Source organism: Burkholderia sp. Ac-20392, from assembly GCF_017104585.1.
Classification (GTDB): domain Bacteria; phylum Pseudomonadota; class Gammaproteobacteria; order Burkholderiales; family Burkholderiaceae; genus Burkholderia; species Burkholderia lata.
Map to the genome: position 1 here is coordinate 16,839 of NZ_JAAGPB010000019.1, position 20,004 is coordinate 36,842.

General features: G+C 60.9%; 17 protein-coding genes and 1 pseudogene. 16 read left to right on the top strand and 2 right to left on the bottom strand.

What is annotated here, in order from left to right:
- Positions 1–2: 2 nt before the first annotated feature.
- The 8 genes and pseudogenes from G3N99_RS04730 (at position 3) to G3N99_RS04770 (ending at position 9,475) form a co-directional block, all read left to right on the top strand.
- On the top strand, positions 3–461 hold the full coding sequence (locus G3N99_RS04730) for a DUF1795 domain-containing protein (RefSeq protein WP_174936633.1): 459 nt from the start codon (positions 3–5) through the stop codon (positions 459–461).
- A complete protein-coding gene (locus tag G3N99_RS04735) occupies positions 458–4,798 on the top strand; it encodes an RHS repeat-associated core domain-containing protein (protein WP_206121763.1) in 4,341 nt (1,446 codons plus the stop codon). Before G3N99_RS04730 ends, G3N99_RS04735 begins: the two co-directional genes overlap by 4 nt.
- Positions 4,799–4,848: 50 nt before the next feature.
- On the top strand, positions 4,849–5,412 hold the full coding sequence (locus tag G3N99_RS04740) for a hypothetical protein (RefSeq protein WP_241011475.1): 564 nt from the start codon (positions 4,849–4,851) through the stop codon (positions 5,410–5,412).
- 124 nt (positions 5,413–5,536) lie between these two features.
- Positions 5,537–6,220, top strand: coding sequence for a hypothetical protein (locus tag G3N99_RS04745; RefSeq protein WP_346778465.1), 684 nt, complete (start codon positions 5,537–5,539; stop codon positions 6,218–6,220).
- Positions 6,221–6,513: 293 nt separating this feature from the next.
- Positions 6,514–7,245: a hypothetical protein gene (locus G3N99_RS04750; protein WP_241011476.1), complete on the top strand. Its 732-nt coding sequence runs from the start codon at positions 6,514–6,516 to the stop codon at positions 7,243–7,245.
- Between the two features lie 255 nt (positions 7,246–7,500).
- Positions 7,501–7,839: a hypothetical protein gene (locus G3N99_RS04760; protein WP_206121766.1), complete on the top strand. Its 339-nt coding sequence runs from the start codon at positions 7,501–7,503 to the stop codon at positions 7,837–7,839.
- Positions 7,840–8,383: 544 nt separating this feature from the next.
- A pseudogene (locus G3N99_RS41765) lies at positions 8,384–8,793 on the top strand (GGDEF domain-containing protein); the annotation flags it as partial.
- A 460-nt stretch (positions 8,794–9,253) separates the two neighbouring features.
- Positions 9,254–9,475, top strand: coding sequence for a SymE family type I addiction module toxin (locus tag G3N99_RS04770; RefSeq protein WP_206121767.1), 222 nt, complete (start codon positions 9,254–9,256; stop codon positions 9,473–9,475).
- Between the two features lie 85 nt (positions 9,476–9,560).
- Here the strand turns inward: G3N99_RS04770 and G3N99_RS04775 are convergent, their stop codons facing one another.
- Positions 9,561–10,187, bottom strand: coding sequence for a hypothetical protein (locus G3N99_RS04775; RefSeq protein ID WP_174985807.1), 627 nt, complete (start codon positions 10,185–10,187; stop codon positions 9,561–9,563).
- An 811-nt stretch (positions 10,188–10,998) separates the two neighbouring features.
- On the opposite strand from G3N99_RS04775, the gene G3N99_RS04780 reads away from it, so the two are divergent.
- The 5 genes from G3N99_RS04780 (at position 10,999) to G3N99_RS04800 (ending at position 15,981) form a co-directional block, all read left to right on the top strand.
- Entirely contained in the window at positions 10,999–12,117 is a 1,119-nt protein-coding gene (locus tag G3N99_RS04780) for a branched-chain amino acid ABC transporter substrate-binding protein (protein ID WP_006480712.1), read from the top strand.
- A gap of 183 nt (positions 12,118–12,300) precedes the next feature.
- Positions 12,301–13,227 (top strand): high-affinity branched-chain amino acid ABC transporter permease LivH, encoded by a 927-nt coding sequence (gene livH / locus G3N99_RS04785; protein WP_041493199.1) that lies wholly within the window; start codon positions 12,301–12,303, stop codon positions 13,225–13,227.
- An 11-nt stretch (positions 13,228–13,238) separates the two neighbouring features.
- Complete coding sequence (locus tag G3N99_RS04790; protein WP_011354261.1) at positions 13,239–14,510, top strand: high-affinity branched-chain amino acid ABC transporter permease LivM; 1,272 nt, start codon at positions 13,239–13,241, stop codon at positions 14,508–14,510.
- On the top strand, positions 14,507–15,280 hold the full coding sequence (gene livG / locus G3N99_RS04795; RefSeq protein ID WP_174936649.1) for a high-affinity branched-chain amino acid ABC transporter ATP-binding protein LivG: 774 nt from the start codon (positions 14,507–14,509) through the stop codon (positions 15,278–15,280). Before G3N99_RS04790 ends, livG begins: the two co-directional genes overlap by 4 nt.
- Positions 15,280–15,981, top strand: a complete 702-nt coding sequence (locus G3N99_RS04800) for an ABC transporter ATP-binding protein (protein WP_011354263.1) — start codon at positions 15,280–15,282, stop codon at positions 15,979–15,981. The genes livG and G3N99_RS04800 overlap by 1 nt, the downstream gene beginning before the upstream one ends.
- Before the next feature lie 81 nt (positions 15,982–16,062).
- Here G3N99_RS04800 and G3N99_RS04805 read toward each other — a convergent pair whose 3' ends face one another.
- On the bottom strand, positions 16,063–16,917 hold the full coding sequence (locus G3N99_RS04805) for a LysR substrate-binding domain-containing protein (protein ID WP_206121768.1): 855 nt from the start codon (positions 16,915–16,917) through the stop codon (positions 16,063–16,065).
- A gap of 132 nt (positions 16,918–17,049) precedes the next feature.
- On the opposite strand from G3N99_RS04805, the gene G3N99_RS04810 reads away from it, so the two are divergent.
- From G3N99_RS04810 to G3N99_RS04820, 3 genes are read left to right on the top strand one after another with little or no spacing between them, the layout of a single operon-like run.
- Positions 17,050–18,030, top strand: coding sequence for a hypothetical protein (locus G3N99_RS04810; protein WP_174936654.1), 981 nt, complete (start codon positions 17,050–17,052; stop codon positions 18,028–18,030).
- A gap of 29 nt (positions 18,031–18,059) precedes the next feature.
- On the top strand, positions 18,060–19,046 hold the full coding sequence (locus tag G3N99_RS04815; protein ID WP_206121769.1) for a 2OG-Fe(II) oxygenase: 987 nt from the start codon (positions 18,060–18,062) through the stop codon (positions 19,044–19,046).
- 13 nt (positions 19,047–19,059) lie between these two features.
- Positions 19,060–19,983, top strand: a complete 924-nt coding sequence (locus G3N99_RS04820) for a DMT family transporter (RefSeq protein WP_206121770.1) — start codon at positions 19,060–19,062, stop codon at positions 19,981–19,983.
- Positions 19,984–20,004 lie beyond the last annotated feature (21 nt).

A 20,004-nucleotide genomic window follows, 5' to 3' on the forward strand; every position in this document is an offset into this window, starting at 1 on the left:
CCATGCACTACGCAATCCACGAAGGCACCTTCGAACTGCCGGACGCGGCGCTCGACCGCACCGTCAACATCCTGATGATGAATGCCGGCCCCGGCGGCCTCAATCTCGTGATCGCCCGCGGGCGGTTGCGTGACGGGGAGAATCTCGACGGGTTCGTCGTACGCGAATGGGAAGTGGCGTCGCGCGATGCCAGGATGCTGACCGAGAAAGCGCGTCGGCCGGTAACGGTGGGTTCCCGTGCGGGCATTCAGATCGATTCCACGCTCGAGCGCGACGGCAGGCTCTGGCATCAGGTGCAGACGATGTTTCCGTCGGATGACGCCGGCCGCGTGCTGGTGATGACGTTGACCAGCGCGGCCCCGCTGACCGAAGAACAGCAGGCGATCGCCGAACGCATGCTCGCCAGTTTCCAGCCGCGCGCGGCCCGGCCGTCCCTGCTCGGGCCGGGTGACGCGTCGTGAGCGCGGAGAACTTCGCGGCCGCGCGCTTCGAAGATCCGATCCAGCACACGTCGCTCCTGGGTGAGCTTGTCGGCACGGTCGGATCGGTAGTCGGCGGCGCCATCGTCGGTGCGTTGGTGGCAGAGGCGATGGAGGGGCTGATCTTCGCCGGCCTCGCTGCGCTCGAGATCGGCACCGCGGGGTTGGCGACGCCGCTCGTGATTGCGATCGGCGTAGGCGTGGCGGTCGGCTCGGGCGCGCTGATGGAAGCGAGCGGCATGAACGAAGCCATCGACGATGGCGCGAAGTCGGTAGCCAATTCGCTCGTGCCGCCCGTGATCAAAGGCAAGATCGCGAGCGGGTCGGGGAACGTCTACGTCAACGACAAGCCGGCGGCGCGGGCGGCGAAGCCGGGGGATCTCGATACCGTTGCGTGTACCGATCATCCCGGGCCGCAGATGATTGCCGACGGGTCGGGGAACGTTTATATCAACGATCAACCGGCCGCGCGGGTTGGAGACAAGACGACGTGCGACGGGACGATTGCCGAAGGCTCGGACAACGTTTTCATCGGCGGTGGGACGCAGCGGGTGCGGGACGTGAAGTCGGCCACGCGGCTTGGGTGGCTGGGGGCGGCGCTTGGTATCGCGCTGGCGGTGTGCGGCCGCGGGAAGATGAGCTGGGGCGACTTCCTGAAGAGCAAGCTGCCGTGTCTTGCAGTGAATTTTGCGGCGGGCGCGTTCGGTACCTGGCTGGGCAGTCTGGCGAGGCCGTCGGCGGGGCATCCGGTTAACGTCATTACCGGCAGCAAGGTGCTCGATGGCACGGACGATACCGACTTCGTCCTGCCCGGACCGCTGCCGATCGTGTGGCAGCGTTTCTATAGCAGCCTCGATGATCGTGCCGACAGCTTGTTCGGAACGGGGTGGAGCGTGCCGATCAGCGTCGAATTGCGGCTCGCGCGTGAACATGGCGAGGTTGCGTCGATCACGTACTGGGACGAGCAGGGGCGCGACATCGTGTTTCCGGCTGTGCTGCCGGGTGAGAGCCATTTCAGCGTGCCGGAAGGCATTTACCTGATCTGCACCGAAGGCGGCCACTATGTGGTCGAAACGGTTGACGGTGTGTATCGCGATTTCGGCCGCGCTCGTACCGATGCGGATGGCGAGACGCTCAAGCTATGGCGTCTCGAAGATCGCAACGGTAACTGGATCGAGGTGGAGCGAGAAGCGCACGATGAGGTTGCGCGGCCCGTGCGGTTGCACGATAGCGCCGGTCGCTTGCTGACACTGTCCTACGACAAGTTGCATCCGCAACGTATTGCCGCGATCGAATTGACCCGTGGGGTCGACGGAGAACAACCCGACACGCTGGTGCGGTACGCATACAGCAACGCCGGCGAGCTGGTGGCCGTTACCGATCGTAGCGGCCATATCGGGCGACGCTTTGCGTACGAGCATGGGCTGATGGTCCAGCACACGCTGCGTGGCGGCCTGCAGTGTTTTTACGAGTGGCGAGGTGTCGGTCGCGATGCGCGGGTCGTGCGCCACTGGACCAACGACGGCGAAGCGTACACGTTCAATGCAGATCTCGCGCAACGTTCGGTGACGATTACCGACCAGATCGGTCGTGTGACACGCTGGACGTGGAACGAGGATCAGCAGCCGACGAGCCATATGGATGCCGAAGGCCACGTGTGGCAGTTGGAGTGGAACGCAAAGCGGCAGTTGGTCAGCACGACCGATCCCGCCGGGAACACGACGCGCTTCGAATACGACGAGCGCGGGCGGCAGACGCAGCGTATCGATGCGCTTGGCCAGGTCGAGCGGACCGAGTGGAACGGGTACTACGACCTGCCTGTAGCGGAAACCGATCCGGCGAATTCGCGCTGGATTTACCGTTACGACGATCTCGGCAACCTGACGATGACGCGTGATCCGGCGGGTTTTGCGACCGAATATCACCGGGACGAGCGTGGGCTCGTGCACACGATTCGCGATGCGCGGGGTGGGTACAAGTTCCTCGAGTGGAATGGACGTGCGCAGTTGACGTCGTACACCGACTGTTCCGGCAAGGTCACGCGGTTTGCGTATGACGCACGTGGTGCGTTGGCACGTGTGACTGATGCGGCCGGACAGTCGACCGTGTACGAAACGGATGCGATGGGGCGGGTCACGGGGATCGGGACGGCAGATGGTGCGCGTCAGGCGTTCTTTTATGACGTGGCTGGGCGTCTTATTGAGGTTGTTGATGCGAATCAGCGCAGCACGCGGTATGAACTCAATCCGCGTGGGCTGCTGCTTTCGCGTACCGACGCGGCTAATCGGGTCGTGCGATTCGGGTACGACGATGCGTTCCGGCTCGCGAGCTTGACCAACGAAAATCGCGAGTCGTATCGCTTCCAGTATGACCGTCGCGATTTGGTGGCTGCGCAGATCGGGCTCGATGGCCACAAGCGGACATACGAATACGACGTGTGCGGCCAAGGCACGATCGTACGGGATGGAAAGATCGAGACGCGATACGAGCGCGATGCGATCGGGCGACTGACGGCGAAGCAAGCCGCGCATGAGCGATGTGAATACCTGTACGACAAGGCGAGCCGAATCGCGTCGGCCGAGTTGTACACGCTGGCCGCTCGTGGTTCGTCGCTGAAGAATCGGGTCAGCCTGAAGTACGGGGCGCGCGGTGAGGTGCTCGAGGAATACACGCCGACGGGCTGGCTTGCGCATACCTACGATGAGCTTGGTAACCGCGTCAGCACCACGATCTCGGGCGAGCGCACGATCGACTGGCTGCATTACGGGTCGGGGCATGTGCATCAGATCCGTGTTGATGGTGCTGCAGTGGCCGACATCGAGCGCGATGATCTGCATCGGGAAGTTCTGCGGACGCAAGGCAAGCTGACGAGTCATTTCGGGTACGACGCGGTGGGCCGTCGTGCTCGGCAAGTTGCACAGCGAGGTCGGGCGGCGGACGAGTTGCTTGCGAAGCAATGGCAATACGACGCTGCGGGCGATGTGATCCAGAAGCGGGATCTGCGCTATGGCACGACGAGTTATCGCTATGACGCGACCGGTCGCATTGAACAGGCGTCCGGGCCGGGATTGCCGTCGGAAGTGTTTCGCTGGGACGCGGCGGCGAACCTGGTGTCGAGCGATCATCCGGGAGGCTTCGTAGAGCACAACCGGCTCAAGATGTTCGAGGACAAGCGCTTCGAGTACGACGTTTATGGGCGGCTGGTTCGCAAGTTGAGTGGGCACGGGCCGGCTAAAGAGTTGGCGCTTGAGTACGACGATTGGAATCAGTTGAAGACCGTCGTGACGAAGGACCGGCTTGGTGTCGGGACGACGCACTTCGAATACGACGCGTTCGGTCGGCGGATTCGGAAGCTCAATGGGGGGTATGCGAGCACGGATTTCCTGTGGGACGGCATGCGGCTCGTGCAGGAGACGTACCACGACCGTCAGGGCGAGGAAGCGCTGACGTACTTGTATGAGTCGAACAGCTACGTGCCGCTGGCACGAATCGATCAGGGTAAGGCGGCGGCTAACGACGCAAATGCGCGGGATGCGGTTTACTATTTCCACAATGATGTTTCGGGGTTGCCGGAGGAACTGACTAACGCTGAAGGCGAGTTGATCTGGCAGGCGCGATACAAGGTGTGGGGTAATGCGGTGCAGGAGGAGTGGATCGCGCGGGCGCCGCAGCAGTCGGTGCCGGGATGGGGCGAGGTGCAATTGGCTTCTGCAACACCTGCCCACGTGCCACGGCCGCAGAACTTGCGTTTCCAAGGGCAATACCTGGATCGGGAAACCGGGCTGCACTACAACACGTTCCGGTTCTATGATCCGGACATCGGACGCTTCATTAATCCGGATCCGATTGGCCTGAGTGGCGGGCATAATCTTTATGCGTATGCTGAGAGTCCACTGATATGGATTGATCCATGGGGATGGTGCCGACGGGGTAACCAAGCGACTAAGAACCACATGGATGGAGTCAGAGATCAGTATCTCGCGGATAATTCGACTCACACGCACACAGCAGGAGGACGGGACCGCTTGACTGGCGCGGAGCAAAGTGAAACCTATCTGCGGCCATTAAATGGTGTTGGTCGCAAGGGTAGTTCGTATGCGGATTTGACTTTCGAGGATCAGCAGGGACGGCGTGTCTTTGTTCAAACCGTAGATAAGGGGCCGGTGAATGGGATGTCGCAACGAGAATGGACGAATGCGAATCGCATTACGCAGCAAGACCCGAGCGCGATTGTTATTACCGTCGTGAAGGGAGCAACTTTACAGCCCGGCGACTTGAATACGGCGACGATGGTGCCTGGAACTGTTACTACTCGATGAAAGTAAGGAGAGTGTTTTTGACTAATAAGATGCCGACGTTGCAGACATTCATGACCGCCGCCGATGAAACAGTGTTCTCGGAGCTGCTGAAGGCGCACATACCAAGTGTCAAGTTTATTGACTCATTTCTTTGGAGTTCGCCGGTTCCCCCTGTTCATGACAATATGGCGGAATGTCATGGGCACCCGTTCTCAAATGTCGTGATCATTGACGAATCAATTTGCACCGTCGAGCGATATGCACGAGAATATGTTGCTCCTCACCCCGGAGGCGGCAGTTACATGGGCGGGAATGTCGGACCCGGAATGATTCAGTTTCTTCGATCGAGAGATGCTGACTATGCTCCTGGATCTTTACGCGACGGCAGGTTGGCGGCATCTTATGACCCAAGCGCCGAGCCGAAAATGGATGCTTTTGTTAAGGTAGTCTGGAAAATATTCAAGAAATTTGCACTTAAAACATACTTGGTCAATCGCGAGACTGGAGTGGTAAGTGAAAAACCAGAAACTCGTTTTTTTTCCGGCCCGGATGCTGCAGCGAAATTCAATGGTTCGAACGAGAGTTATCTAACTAACAACGCACTTGTCTATTTTGTAGCTCAGTCATCCAAGTGACGTAGGTCAATTCTCGCAAGTGGGAGTCGAATCGACGAGAGTGGATTTGATAAGTAAGTCGAATAGCAGCGACTTGTCGTTTTTATCTGAGCTACGACGAGTCGGACACAGCGAGATTGTTGTGGTGTCCGACTCGAAAGATCCAAAGATGGTCACACTACGACAAAAAATGCAGAATTTAGGTGTTCATCTGAACGGAGTCAAGAATGGTGCGCGGTTAAAGATGCCGACGTTGCAGACCTTTATGACCAGTGTTGATGAAGCAGTGTTTTCAGATTTACTGAAAGCGCATATTCCTCACGTCAAATTTATTGATTCGTATATTTGGAATTCACCCATTCCTCCTGTGCATGAGAGCATGGCCGAGTGTCATGGACAGTCATTCTCCGATGTCGTGATTCTCGATGAGGCGATTTGCACTGTGGAGCGCTATACGCGTGAATTTGTTGCTCCTCATCCGGGCGGGTCGGGCTATATCGGGTCTATGGAGGGGCCTGGGGCAATTCAGTTCCTACGGTCGCATGAGGCCAAATATGCACCAGGTAGCCTACGGGATGGCCGCTTAGCGGCGTCCTATGACCCCGAAACAGATGAGGCAACGGACGAGTTTGTTAAGGTGGTCTGGAAAGTATTCAAGAAGTTTGCGGTAAAGGCATACTTGATCGACCGCGAGACTGGCGCTGTTAGGGAGAAGCCGGAAACTCGATTCTTCGCGGGGCCGGATGCTGCGGCGATGTTTGATGGCTCCAATGCAAATTATCTAACTAACAACACGCTCGCCTATTTTGTAGCAAAATCGTCAAAGTAAATTGCATGCTCGAAGTTCTTGGAAAATAAGGGCGCCGGAGAGCATTTTAATTCCAGGCCACGTACGAGCGCGATGCGATCGTACGGCTTCCGTCGCGGACGCCATTCTTTCTCGTTGCGCTCGATTCATGGGAACCTGATATTTCTCCAGAATATGAAATTAAAGAGGAGACTTTCGAGCGCAGCCTGGAAGGCTGCCGTGCCACAGCAACATTCAACCTTTATTTCGCATGTGGTAGATGATCGTGGCAACCGGGGGGGCTTTGTCGTTTCCCTTGGGAAAAATACACTAGCTTGACGAACGATAATCGCGAGTCGTATCGCTTTCAGTATGACCGTCGCGATTTGGTCGCTGCGCAAATCGGGCTCGATGGTCACAAGCGCACTTACGAATACGACGTGTGCGGCCAAGGCACGATCGTGCGGGATGGAAAGATCGAGACGCGATACGAGCGCGATGCGATCGGACGACTGACGGCGAAGCAAGCCACGCATGAGCGTTGTGAATACCTGTATGACAAGGCAAGCCGAATCGCGTCGGCCGAGTTGTACACGCTGGGGGCTCGTGGTTCGTCGCTGAAGAATCGGGTCAGCCTGAAGTACGGGGCGCGCGGTGAGGTGCTCGAGGAATACGCGCCGACGGGCTGGCTTGCGCATACCTACGATGAGCTTGGTAACCGCGTCAGCACCACGATCTCAGGCGAGCGCACGATCGACTGGCTGCATTACGGGTCGGGGCATGTGCACCAGATCCGTGTTGACGGTGCCGCAGTTGCCGACATAGAGCGCGATGATCTGCATCGGGAAGTGCTGCGGACGCAAGGCAAGCTGACGAGTCATTTCGGGTACGACGCGGTTGGTCGTCGTGCTCGGCAAGTTGCACAGCGAGGCAGGGCCGCAGACGAACTGCTTGCGAAGCAATGGCAATACGTCGCTGCGGGAGATGTGATCCAGAAGCGGGATCTGCGCTATGGCACGACGAGCTACCGATATGAACAGGCAGCTTTACTACGCGATAAAGAATGACCCGGCGCTTGCATCGACACTCGAGGCTAGGTATCCCGGAATTTCTGAGTACGTCGCTCCGACGAGGCTCGGCACGTTTAGAGGGAAAGCGTTTACCGGAACAACTTGGCATCACCGCGGTCAAGTGGGCGGGCTTTTGCAATTGGTTGATCGAGCGGATCATGCTTCACGCCATCTCGACTACCACGCAAACGGTGTTGGTGGTCGAAGCACATGGGGCGGCGGAACAGGTTGTCGTTAATTTGAGGGATATCTATGAAAATCTATCATTCGATTCAAGATTTTCTTGGTGAGGTGGACGGTCTCAACTGGGATTCGGCTCTTTTTATAAATCAAAGTGCCTGGGCGGCCGATCCTCTTAGTGCGGAAATCCTTTTTCTGGAAGGAGATGATGAACTCGAAGATGTTGTTCCGGGGACGCATTTGCCAAAAATTGCAAAGAGCAGAGATATGCGGCAGCTGTTCGATATGGAGACGGTTCGAGATATAGTTAATTTTGAGTGGAAGCGAAATTCAAATGCATCTGTTGCGGATATCGTATTTGCGATTAACTATTACCGTGAAAAGGATGGCTTCTATGATCCGCGAAATTAATTGATGGTATAAGATTCGTGTTTTTCAGCAGGTGCGGCTTGTAAAAATTGAGTGATTTCCATGGCTGCGCACAATCTAAATGTTTGAGATGGTAGGGGTGTGATGGAGCTCGAGATACATCCGGTATGGGTTGATTTTGTCTACGATGAGCTAGATACGAACGCGGTCACGTTCAAGTTGACGAGTGGGTATTTATCGATTCAGACTTGTGTCTATCTCGAGGATGACGAAAGATTGAACGAGCCGATGGTTGAGTTGAACGACCAGGGTAACTCGCAATGTGGTGGATTGGAACAGGTTGTGATTTTTCCTCGTGAAATATGGTTGGAATTTCGGAGGGATGCTTGCTTCTTGAATGAATACTTGCGGGTATCAATTTTGTTTGATGAGCTTGTCGAAGTGAGGTTGGTAGATTTTTTTGTTAATTATCTATTCCTCGGGGGTATCGTTGTCTATGGAGATGATTTCGATTTTTCGAGAAAGGTGATTGAAACTAGAAGTAGAGGCTACCTTTGATTTGCGCACGGAAAATCACTTCAGACGCGCGGTGTGGCACGAGTGTGCGTTTGCGCAACGGGGCGAGCCGGTCGTGATCGCCGAACTGAACCAACTCGGCGACGAATTCGAAGACTGTTAGAACACGCTGCGCGACGAGAGCGCGTCGCTCGAACACAAGGCGATGCACGATGCGCTCACGGGCCTGGCACAACCGTGTGCAGTTCGAATCTCGTCTCGCGCTCGCCCTTGGCAAAGCCGGGGCAGTGAGGCGCGATTTTGTATCTCGACTGCGACCGCTTCAAGGATATCAACGACTGCGTCGTCCACGACACCTGCGATGCGATGCTGATCGGCATCGCGTCGCTGGCGCGCAAGGCGGGTAGCGTGTGTCGTATCGAGGACGAGATTTTGTCCAGCATGGTGCCGTCGATCGGGCTGGCCGACGGCCGTATGGTGGGCCTCGGTGGGAGCGCTGAGTCAACCCGTGACACTCAGATTCCACGTGGTATCGGAACGTACTCTCGCAATTTAGTTAGATTCATTCGAACTGTTTCGAATCGTCACGCCGGGAGTCCTATGGATGGTCGTCTTGATCGACTTTCGCCCCGTCAATATCAGTGCGTGCAATGATGAGCATGCGATGGGACCGCGTGCCTATACCTGATGGCTAACGTGTGGCCGAAATGGTGTCGACGATGGTCTAATAGGCAATGCCCAACTAACGATGATCGGATGCAAGCCGTGCGTGTGAATGGATGCGCTACACGTGCTAATCCCCTGTCGAGGCATCGTTTCCAAAAGACACCAACAAAGGAGGAATCCGAACCATTAAAGTGCCGCAGTAAACGAGCGCGGGCCGCAAGTGCTACCAACACTCACGACCCGCTAACCACAGCCAACTTGTAAGGAGTTGCCCATGGCTAAGCCGAATCATAAAGCACGACCGCCGAAGACGGAACGTTTCGTAACGATCCAGGAAATGTGGGGTTCCCCGAAAACGATGGAACCCAGGCCCGAGAAGTTTTATCCGTATATGAAGATCGGTGGAATGTGGCTGGTCAACGATGCTGGATTTGTTCCGGGCCGAAAGGCTCAGATCACGATTGAGCCGGGCAGGCTGATCATCACGCAGTTGTAAGAGGCAACGCCGCAGGATGCGGCCGCGCTGCGCGATGTCGCGCAGCGCGTGTGGTGGGACCGCCGCTACCAGTCGCTGCCGCGCATCACCAACCAATATTGCAAGACGACCGCGACGTCCCCGCACCGCCGGTAGCCGTGCACTTCGTCCCCGCGCCGTTGTCATAGAACGTTCGAGTTTCCGGCTGCGGCACTGAAGGATCAAACGGATTCGGCGCACCATGCGGGCCGCGCGGAGCGTCGTACGGCCGCTGCGGCGCATACGAACCGCCACTACCAGCCGACCTTGAGCCGTTAGCGCGCAGATACTCATTCCAGTTCTCCGCGCGCTGTTCATATCCAGGCACCGCGCGACCAAAGCTGTCGCTCCCACCCGCACCAAGCGCGACGCGATTCGACGGCAATACAAAATCAGCCTCGTGCTCAACCGAAGGCGTCGGCGCCACAAGCGCATCGCCCGTCACCCTCAACGGCCGCGTATCCGGCGTATCGAACGGACTGCGCTCCACCGGCGCTGCGTACTCCAGGCGACCATGGCCCATACGTGCCGCATGCCCGTCATCCCGAGCAGCAGCCCTACGCTCCGACCGAAACACATTGGCGCCCGCCGACCGATCGGCCAACGAATCGCGCCCGGAAGCATCGACAGCAGAAACAGAAAGCGCACACGCAATCGCGGCGGCGGTGGAAGAAAAGCGGGGGAGGTGATTCATCAGCGTTCCGAAGCAGGTGATATGCGATGAGAAAAAAACGGCAGATCACTGGCTGGCGGCTGGGCGACGGACGGGCGTCGAAGCGGCCCTGAAGCGACTGCGAGGCGCGGCGTACGCGACTCACAGGAAGGCTGGCTGGATTGCAGAAGCGAATTCGTATTATTTCATGAAAATAACAACTTGCTTCCAAATGTTTAGTTTTGTATGTAAACAGAAGGAATTGCCGCCTCAAGCGAACGCCCCGAGTTGGTGCCCAGCCAAGTAATCATCAGTTGATTAATTTTCAACGATCAGACCCTTAGCAGCCCGAAAGCACGTCGCGCGGAATCAACAATCGTCGAACGCCACGCGCAGCAAGGCAACCAGCCAATTCAGCTCACCCCATAGCAACCCAATTGCACCCCAGGCAAACGTTCTCGCCCGGCCCAAGGTTGCGCCCCGATCGCCACCACCACCCCACAAAACCCTCCGTGTTTTCCCTCGGTCGACCGGCATTTTTGACAGACGATTTAAAAACGCCCATATAATTTCGACTGCCTTGCCAACGGCTGTCGGACCATCCCTCCGAACAAGCGATTTGGCAAGCGGGGCAGGCGAAACGCTTGCGCAATGCAAGACGCATCACGATGTCTTTCCGAACCAGACGTCCCCTTCGGGGACTGCAAGAGCCGGGCCCCGCTACGCAACATTCCGCCGGAGTTCCGTCTTCTATGTGTCTCGGGCGTGTCCCATGTCCTCGCCCCGGGTGCTGTTCGATTGCGCAAGTCATGCCGCCTTTGCCCGTATGACTAACAACATCGAGGAGCTCCTGATGACGCTGTCCCGTCTTACGTCCATTTCCGTCGCCGCCGTGCTGTTCGCCGCCGGCGCCGCCGCCGCGCAAGCGGAAACCGTGAAGATCGCCATCGCTGGTCCGATGAGCGGTTCGGTCGCCCAATACGGCGACATGGTGAAGGCCGGCGCGCTGACCGCGATCGAGCAGATCAACGCAGCGGGCGGTGCGGGCGGCAACAAGTTTGAAGTCGTGATGATGGACGACGCTTGCGAACCGAAGCAGGCCGTCGCCGTCGCCAACAAGATCGTCAGCCAGAAGATCAAGTACGTGATCGGTCACGTGTGCTCGGGTTCGACGATCCCGGCCTCGGATATCTACGAGAACGAAGGCATCGTGATGGTCACGCCGTCGGCCACCGCTCCGCAGCTGACGGAAGGCAAGAAGCGCCACTTCATCTTCCGCACGATCGGCCGTGACGACCAGCAAGGCCCGGCCGCCGCGCACTACATCATCAACAACGTGAAGCCGAAGAAGGTCGCGGTCCTGCACGACAAGCAGTCGTACGGCCAGGGCATCGCCTCGTCGGTGAAGAAGGACCTCGAAGCCGCGAAGATTCCGGTCGTCCTGTTCGAAGGCATCAACGCCGGCGATTCGGACTACTCGGCGATCATCACGAAGCTGAAGTCGCAAGGCGTCGACTTCGTCTACTTCGGCGGCTACCACCCGGAAATGGGCCTGCTGATGCGCCAGGCGCGCGAGCAGGGCGTGAAGGCAACGTTCATGGGGCCTGAAGGCGTGGGCAACAAGGACGTGACGGCAATCGCCGGCCCGGCCTCGGAAGGCATGCTCGTCACGCTGCCGGCCGACTTCTCGGCCGATCCGGCCAACGCGGCACTCGTGAAGGCGTTCGCGGACAAGAAGCGCGACCCGAACGGCCCGTTCCAGATGCCGGCGTACGCAGCGGTGAAGATCATCGCCGACTCGATCGCGGGAGCGAAGACGACCGACCCGACCAAGGTCGCCGCGTACATGCACAAGACGACGTTCGACACGCCGATCGGCAAGGTCGCGTATGACGCACAGGGCGACCTGAAGGCGTTCAAGTTCGTCGTGTACACGTGGCACAAGGACGCGACGAAGACCGCCGCCAAGTAATACGGAGTACCCGCCTGCGCACCCGCCCTGTCCGAGACCCGGACGGGGCGGGTGCGTATTGGCTGCGCATCGGCCCAGTGCGCAGCCAAGGGGCGGCCCGAGACGACACCGTGCGTTGCGCGCGGCCGAACGCCGTGATCCGGCGGCGGCATGCGACACAACGCCAACGGGAGCTTCCCGCACATGACTGACTTCTTTCCGCAATTCGCCCAGCAACTGGTCAACGGCCTGACGCTGGGTGCGATCTATGCGCTGATCGCCATCGGCTATTCGATGGTCTACGGCATCATCGGCATGATCAACTTCGCCCACGGCGAGATCTACATGATCGGCGCCTACGTGGGCCTCGTGACCCTCACTGCAATCGGCATCTCCGCCGGCTATCCGCTGCCGCTCGTGCTCGGCGCCGCACTGATCGTGTCGGTGATCGTCACCGGCCTGTACGGTTTCGCGGTCGAGCGCGTCGCGTATCGGCCGCTGCGCGGCGGCCCGCGCCTCGTGCCGCTGATCTCCGCGATCGGCATGTCGATCTTCCTGCAGAACTACGTGCAGATCGGCCAGGGCGCGCGCGACGTGTCCGTGCCCGTGCTGATCTCCGGCGCATTCGATATCCATCTCGGCGGCGACTTCGACGTGACCATCCCGTATTCGCGCCTGATGATCGTCTGCGTGACGCTCGTGCTGATGATCGCGCTCACGCTGTTCATCTCGCATTCGCGGATGGGCCGTGCGTGCCGCGCGTGCGCCGAAGACATGAAGATGGCGAACCTGCTCGGCATCGACACGAACCGCGTGATCTCGTTCACGTTCGTGCTCGGCGCGATGCTGGCCGCCGTCGGCGGCGTGCTGATCGGGCTGACGATCGGCAAGCTGAACCCGTATATCGGCTTCGTCGCGGGCATCAAGGCGTTTACCGCCGCGGTGCTCGGCGGGATCGGCAGCATCCCGGGCGCGATGCTCGGCGGCGTGCTGCTCGGCCTCGCTGAAACCTTCGCCGCAGGCTACATGCCGGCCGAGTACAAGGACGTCGTTGCGTTCGGCCTGCTCGTGCTGATCCTGCTCTTCCGCCCGACCGGCCTGCTCGGCAAGTCGGACATCGAAAAGGTTTGAGGGAGACGCAGATGAGTCAAGTCATTTCCGTTCGCCGCCCGGCCGCCGACGCGTCGATCGGCCAGGCGCTGAAAAATGCCGTGGCCGCCGCGTTCCTGACGGCGATCCTCACGATTCCGGTGCTCGGCCTGCAGTTGAAGCTCGACGGCTATCAGGTCGTGCTGACGCCGCACTGGCGCCCGGTGTGGATCGCGGTCGCGGCCGTGTTCCTGTTCCAGTTGTTCAAGCCGTGGCTCGTGCGTGCGAAAGCGGCGGTGAAGCTGCCGGCGGTGCCCGCGATGGGCGCGCAGCAGCAGCGCGTGATCATCTGGGTGATGCTCGCGATCGGGTTCGTGTGGCCGTTCTTCGGCTCGCGCGGCGCGGTGGACGTCGCGACGCTCGCGCTGATCTACGTGATCCTCGGCCTCGGGCTGAACATCGTGGTCGGTTTCGCGGGGCTGCTCGATCTCGGCTATGTCGGGTTCTACGCGGTCGGCGGCTATACGTACGCGATGCTGAACCAGTACTTCGGGCTGTCGTTCTGGGAGTGCCTGCCGATCGCGGCCATCGCGGCGGCGACGTTCGGCTTCCTGCTGGGCTTCCCGGTGCTGCGCCTGCGCGGCGACTATCTCGCGATCGTGACGCTCGGCTTCGGCGAAATCATCCGCCTGCTCGCGAACAACCTGACGAGCCTCACGGGCGGCCCGGACGGCATCTCGAGCATTCCGAAACCGACGGTGTTCGGCTTCGAGATGGCGCGCAGCGCGAGCGTCGAAGGCGCGAAGACCTTCCATGAACTGATCGGGCTGGAATACAGCGGCGAGCACATGGTGATCTTCCTGTACCTGATCGCGCTGGTGCTGGTCTGCTTCACGCTGTTCGTGACGAGCCGCCTGATCCGCATGCCGATGGGCCGTGCGTGGGAAGCGCTGCGCGACGACGAGATCGCGTGCCGTTCGCTGGGCCTGAACCCGACGCGCATCAAGCTGTCGGCGTTCACGCTCGGCGCGGCGTTCGCCGGCATCGGCGGCGCGTTCTTCGCGGCGCGCCAGGGCCTCGTGAATCCTGAATCGTTCACCTTCATCGAATCGGCGCTGATCCTCGCGATCGTCGTGCTCGGCGGGATGGGCTCGCAACTCGGCGTGATTCTCGCGGCGATCCTGCTGACCGTGCTGCCGGAAGTCGCGCGCGGCTTCGCCGAGTACCGGATGCTGATCTTCGGTCTCGTGATGGTGTTGATGATGATGTGGCGTCCGCAGGGCCTGCTGCCCGCGAGCCGTCCCCACGTGGAGCTGCCGCAATGAGCGCGAATGCAGAACTGTTGAAGGTCGCCGGGCTGCAGATGCGCTTCGGCGGGTTGCTCGCGGTGGACGGCATCGATTTCGACGTGCGCCGCGATGAGGTGTTCGCGATCATCGGGCCGAACGGCGCGGGCAAGACCACGGTGTTCAACTGCGTCGGCGGCTTCTACAAGCCGACCGGCGGCGACGTCGTGCTCGACGGCCACGCGATCGCGGGGCTGCCGAGCCACAAGATCGCGTTGAAGGGCCTGGTTCGCACGTTCCAGAACATCCGCCTGTTCAAGTCGCTGACCGTCGTCGAGAACCTGCTCGTCGCACAGCACCGCAAGGTGAAGGCGGGGTTGCTGCACGGCCTGTTCGCGACGCCCGCATATCGTCACGCGGAGAAGGAGGCGCTCGAACGCGCGGCCGTGTGGTTAGACCGGATGGGGCTGACGGCGGTGGCCAACCGGCAGGCCGGCACGCTGTCGTACGGGCACCAGCGGCGTCTGGAGATCGCGCGCTGCATGATCACCGAGCCGCGCCTGCTGATGCTCGACGAGCCGGCGGCCGGCCTCAACCCGCAGGAGAAGATCGAGCTGCAGCACCTGATCGACAAGCTGCGCCGCGAGTTCGGCGTATCGGTGCTGCTGATCGAACACGACATGAGCCTCGTGATGGGCGTATCGGACCGCATCCTCGTGATGGAGCACGGCCGGCCGATCGTGATCGGCACGCCGGAAGCGGTCCGCAACGACCCGCGCGTGATCAAGGCGTATCTGGGGGAAGAGTGATGCTGAAGCTGGAACAGGTCCATACGCACTACGGCGCGGTCGAGGCGCTCGCGGGCGTGTCGATCGAGGTGAACAAGGGCGAGATCGTCACGCTGATCGGCAGCAACGGCGCCGGCAAGACGACGCTGATGATGACCGTGTGCGGCACGCCGCGCGCCTCGTCGGGCCGCGTGCTGTTCGAGGGCAAGGACATCACCGCGATGTCGACGCACCAGATCATGCGGCAGGGGATGGCGATCTCGCCGGAAGGGCGGCGCGTGTTCCCGAGCCTGACGGTGCTCGAGAACTTGAAGATGGGCGGCTTCTTCGCGAGCCGTCACGAGATCGACGACGGCATCGAGCACGTGTTCAAGCTGTTTCCGCGCCTGAAGGAACGCGCGGCGCAGCGGGCGGGCACGATGTCGGGCGGCGAGCAGCAGATGCTGGCGATCGGCCGCGCGCTGATGAGCAAGCCGCGCCTGCTGCTGCTCGACGAGCCGACGCTCGGCCTCGCGCCGCTCGTGATCGCGCAGATCTTCGACATCATCCGCACGATCCGCGACGAAGGCGTCACGGTGTTCCTGGTCGAGCAGAACGCGAACAAGGCGCTCGGTGTGGCCGATCGCGGCTACGTGCTCGAAACGGGGCGCGTGGTGCTCGCCGATACGGGCGCGAACCTGCTCGCGAACGACCGGATCAAGCAGGCGTACCTCGGCGGTTGACGCCGAAAGCCGCCGGCCTGCAACGGGCTGGCGGCGCTTCTGTTTTGCTTTCTCTTGCAAGGCCGGTTCCCGGCCTTGTCTTCACAGTCCGATCCTGAACGTGCTTTTCAGTACGTCGCGCAGATGCAGCGCGGCGCGATTGCTGTCGTCCGTCAGGATGGTGATCAGGTGCGGCGGGAGATCGGGCAGCACGATCCCGGCGACGTGGCTCGTCAGGTTGCCGGATACGCGATCGTGTTCGATGAGGCCGACCGCGAGGCCGTTGGCGATACACGCTTCGACCGCCGGCGAGCTGGCGCTTTCGAGCAGCATCCGGTGCGCGATCTTCGCCTTCCTCAACGCGCTCAGCGCGGTGTCGCGGTACGGGCAGCCCTGCAATTGCACGGCGATCGGCAGCGGCGCATCGGGATTGAACTTGAAGGTTCGTGCGGCGACCCACACCGGATGGGTCTTGCTGAGCAGCTCGCCGTGCGGCGGCACTTTCTGCACCACGGCGATCGTGATGTCCAGCTGGCCGCGCGAGAACAGCGACTGCAGTTCTTCGCTGGAGCGCGCTTCGACGGTCAGCTCGAGCAGCGGCCGGTCGGCGGCGAAGCGCGGCAGGAATTCCGCCATGAAGTGCGCGGCGTACGAATCGGGGATGCCGAGCCGCAGCTTGCCGGTCAGTATCTGCGGCGACAGCGATTCGACTAGCCGGTCGTGGCTCAGCAGAAACTCGGTGGTGTCGCTGAGCAGCTTGTGGCCGTACTGCGTGAGTTCGACGGCCTGGTTGTTCCGCGTAAACAAGCGCTGCGCAACCATTTCCTCGAGCTTCTGAATCTGCGCCGTGACCGACGACGGGCTGCGATTCACATGAGCGGCCGCATCCTTGAAGCGGCCGAGCTTCGCGACGGCGTGGAAGGTACGCAGCAGGTCGACGTCCAGGGTGCGCGGCATGATTTGGTTTTTCCGAATCAGTGATTCAGGTAATGTCGATTGACGGAATTATTGAGCATCCCATATTCTCGGTCAACAGGCAGACAACGGCAGGCAGCCGGCCGGGCGTTGCACGTATCCGGGGAACGATTCATGTCGATCAACGATTTCGTTGTAGATGCATTGGTGCGGGACAGGAAGCTGAAGGCCGAGTCGGTATGGACGGTCGAGAATCACGAAAAATATTCGACGCTCAAGCACGGCGACGATGACGCGAGGAGAAGGGAAGCAGGGCGCGAGGTGTTTTCGCTGATGCGGAACCTGAACGAGCTGGGCGTGCGGAGCCCCGCGCTGTGCGCGGACCGCGACGGCAACGGGTCGTTGCGCGAAGCGATCGGCAAGTTGAGCGAGCGGCTCGCGACGTTGTCGCGCGGCCGCGATGTGCATTACATCGAGCTCGGGCCGGAGCCGGTCAAGACGACCGAACTCGTGAAGGCCGTCAGCGGTGGCGGCCCGGACCATCTGCGCTACACGGCCGTCGACATCAACGAGTCGTCGGAAGACGCGATGCGGCACGCGATCATGCCGTTCCTGAAAACGCCCGGCTGTTTCAACTACATCGCCGACGATTACCGGAACGTGCAATGGAACCACATCGACGTGGGCCAGGACGTGACGTTCATCACGATGCTCGGGTTCCAGGAGGGCAATGAATTGCCGGTGACGATCGGCCGGCTCATCCGCAATCTCGGCGGCAAGTCGACCTACGTCGTGTCGGAGATGCAGTTGCTGGTCGAGGGGCGCGAAGAGCCCATCTACAACTTCTACCAGAACGAGAACATGGTGCGGTTCTCCGAAGTCGTCAGCCGGCAGCAGGGCTTCGAGCCGCTCGGCAAGCACCATGTGTCGATCGTCCGGCTTAATCTGCTCGGCGACCAGTTCCATGTGGCGGTCACGCTGCAACCCGTTTCGAAAGCGGGGGCCGACGGGCATCTGATCACCAACGTCTGCCTGAAATACACGCCGGAGCAATTCCGCCACGTCCGCCACAGCCACGCCAATTGCCGCGTGATCGACGAGCTGCACAGCGGCGACGGCAGCGTCGTGTACCAGATCGCCCAGTTCAAGGGCTGAATGCCGCAACCACGACAGCGAGGCACGCGATGAACAAGGGAAATGCATTGCCGGTGTTTGCGCGAGGCTTCGATCGGGTGAGGCTCGCGCTGCAGACGTCGTTGTCCGGCGGCGCGAACGTCGACGGCACGCTGGATGCCGTGACGGAACCGATGCGCTGGAGCAGCGCCTGCCTGCGCGATGGCTATGAAGTGCGATACCGGCGCAACCTCGACGATCTCGGCTATCGCGATGTACCGATGCGCGGCACGCGCTCGGATGCGCTCAATGCGGTGTGCCATCTTCGCGGATTGTTTTCCGACGAAGCGGTTCATGCGTTGCGCGAGATCGGCCGCGCGCTGGAGTGCAGCGCGTCGAGCAGCAACTGGATCATCTCGAAGCGCGTGCGTGCGGTGACGGAGCGCTCGCGGTTCATCGACGACATGATGCACGACCGCGCGTTCCTGCTGAGGATGTCGCGTCTGGCCGGCGTGCCGCTGATTCCATATCCGATGGTCAATGCGCGGTCGCAGTTCAACTACTACTACCCGATGGACCAGCGCGACGGCAAGGAGCAGCTGGGCATGTGGCACACCGACGGCACCAGCTTCGTGCTGAACATCGTGCTGTCGGATCGATCCGACTACGAGGGCGGAAACTTTCTGTTCTACGAATCGACCGCGGAGACGTTCGACCGCCACGATCGCGAGCGCCGGCATGTGAAGACCGCGAATCTGGACACGGCGGGCGACGCGCTGCTCATCTACGGCAGCAAGCTGTTCCATGGCGTCGAACCGGTCGAGTCGGGGCGCCGCATGTCGCTGGTGCTGTCGTTTCATTGCCCGTATACGCGGGAGGACGACAACGGGTTCTGGCATCTCGCGTCGGACGACGGCATCCCGCGCACGATCGTCAACTGGCTGGCGCTGCAGCGCGCGCTCCGGGACGACGCCGAACTGCAGTACCTCCGCCTCGGGCTCGAACCGATTCGCCCCGAGGATCTGGAAGACCAGCGCCTGTCCCCGGCAACTTACTGAGACCCGTCGCCCCATGCAGCTATTCCTGCTCCAGCTCGTTTTCGTGTTGTCGTGGAGTTCCGGCTTCATCGGCGCCAAGCTCGGCGCGGAGACGGCCGGGGCGTTCAACCTGCTGTTCTGGCGGTTCCTGCTCGTCACGCTGTGTCTTGCGATCGTCCTCAACCGGCAGCTCGGGCGCCTGACGTGGGAGAAGCTTCGCTATCACGCGGTGATCGGCTTCCTGTCGCAGTTTCTCTACCTGACCTGCGTGTATATCGCGATTCAGCATGGCCTGCCGCCAGGCATTGCCGCGATCGTCGCCGCGTTGCAGCCGCTCATCACCGCGGCGATGACGTCGGTCGAGGGCAGCGAGCGCAGCGGGGCGCGACAGTGGGCCGGGCTCGTCGTGGGGTTCGTCGGGGTGGGCATCGTGATCGGCGGGCAATATGCGCTGCCGGCCGGGTCGGTCGGGCTCGTCATGTACCTGCTGCCGCTGGTGTCCGCGCTGGGGCTGTCGATCGCGACGATCTATCAGCGGCGCCGCGCGCTGACGGCCGCGCGCAGCAACGAGGACGGATTGTTCCTGCCGCTGTTCGTGCAGGGCTGCGTGAGCCTCGTGCTGTTCGCGGCGTGCGGGATCGCCACGGGCAACCTGCATGTGCCGACCCAGCCGAACGTGTGGGTCTCCGTCGTGTGGCTGACGGTGTTCTCGACCTTCGTCGCCTACCTGTCGTTGTGGGCGCTGCTCAAGCGCATGCCCGCGACGCGCGTGGCGACCCTCGTCTATCTCGAGCCGCCCGTGACGCTGATGTGGGCCGCGTGGATGTTCGGCGACCGCATCGAGGTGACGACTTATCTCGGCATCGTGGTCGTCGCGATTGGCGTGTGGCTGGCCGGCAAGCACGTGGAGCGGCCCGCGCGGGCGCGGCGGGCGAACATGGAGGCGGCCGGCCGCTGACGCACTGGTCGCGCGCGCGGT

Bases quoted from the DNA above. Each gene is read 5' to 3' on its own strand.
- G3N99_RS04730 (WP_174936633.1), top strand. From the start codon at position 3: ATGCACTACGCAATCCACGAAGGCACCTTCGAACTGCCGGACGCGGCG.
- G3N99_RS04740 (WP_241011475.1), top strand. From the start codon at position 4,849: ATGACCGCCGCCGATGAAACAGTGTTCTCGGAGCTGCTGAAGGCGCAC.
- G3N99_RS04760 (WP_206121766.1), top strand. From the start codon at position 7,501: ATGAAAATCTATCATTCGATTCAAGATTTTCTTGGTGAGGTGGACGGT.
- G3N99_RS04770 (WP_206121767.1), top strand. From the start codon at position 9,254: ATGGCTAAGCCGAATCATAAAGCACGACCGCCGAAGACGGAACGTTTC.
- G3N99_RS04775 (WP_174985807.1), bottom strand. From the start codon at position 10,187: ATGAATCACCTCCCCCGCTTTTCTTCCACCGCCGCCGCGATTGCGTGT.
- G3N99_RS04780 (WP_006480712.1), top strand. From the start codon at position 10,999: ATGACGCTGTCCCGTCTTACGTCCATTTCCGTCGCCGCCGTGCTGTTC.
- livH (WP_041493199.1), top strand. From the start codon at position 12,301: ATGACTGACTTCTTTCCGCAATTCGCCCAGCAACTGGTCAACGGCCTG.
- G3N99_RS04790 (WP_011354261.1), top strand. From the start codon at position 13,239: ATGAGTCAAGTCATTTCCGTTCGCCGCCCGGCCGCCGACGCGTCGATC.
- livG (WP_174936649.1), top strand. From the start codon at position 14,507: ATGAGCGCGAATGCAGAACTGTTGAAGGTCGCCGGGCTGCAGATGCGC.
- G3N99_RS04800 (WP_011354263.1), top strand. From the start codon at position 15,280: ATGCTGAAGCTGGAACAGGTCCATACGCACTACGGCGCGGTCGAGGCG.
- G3N99_RS04805 (WP_206121768.1), bottom strand. From the start codon at position 16,917: ATGCCGCGCACCCTGGACGTCGACCTGCTGCGTACCTTCCACGCCGTC.
- G3N99_RS04810 (WP_174936654.1), top strand. From the start codon at position 17,050: ATGTCGATCAACGATTTCGTTGTAGATGCATTGGTGCGGGACAGGAAG.
- G3N99_RS04815 (WP_206121769.1), top strand. From the start codon at position 18,060: ATGAACAAGGGAAATGCATTGCCGGTGTTTGCGCGAGGCTTCGATCGG.
- G3N99_RS04820 (WP_206121770.1), top strand. From the start codon at position 19,060: ATGCAGCTATTCCTGCTCCAGCTCGTTTTCGTGTTGTCGTGGAGTTCC.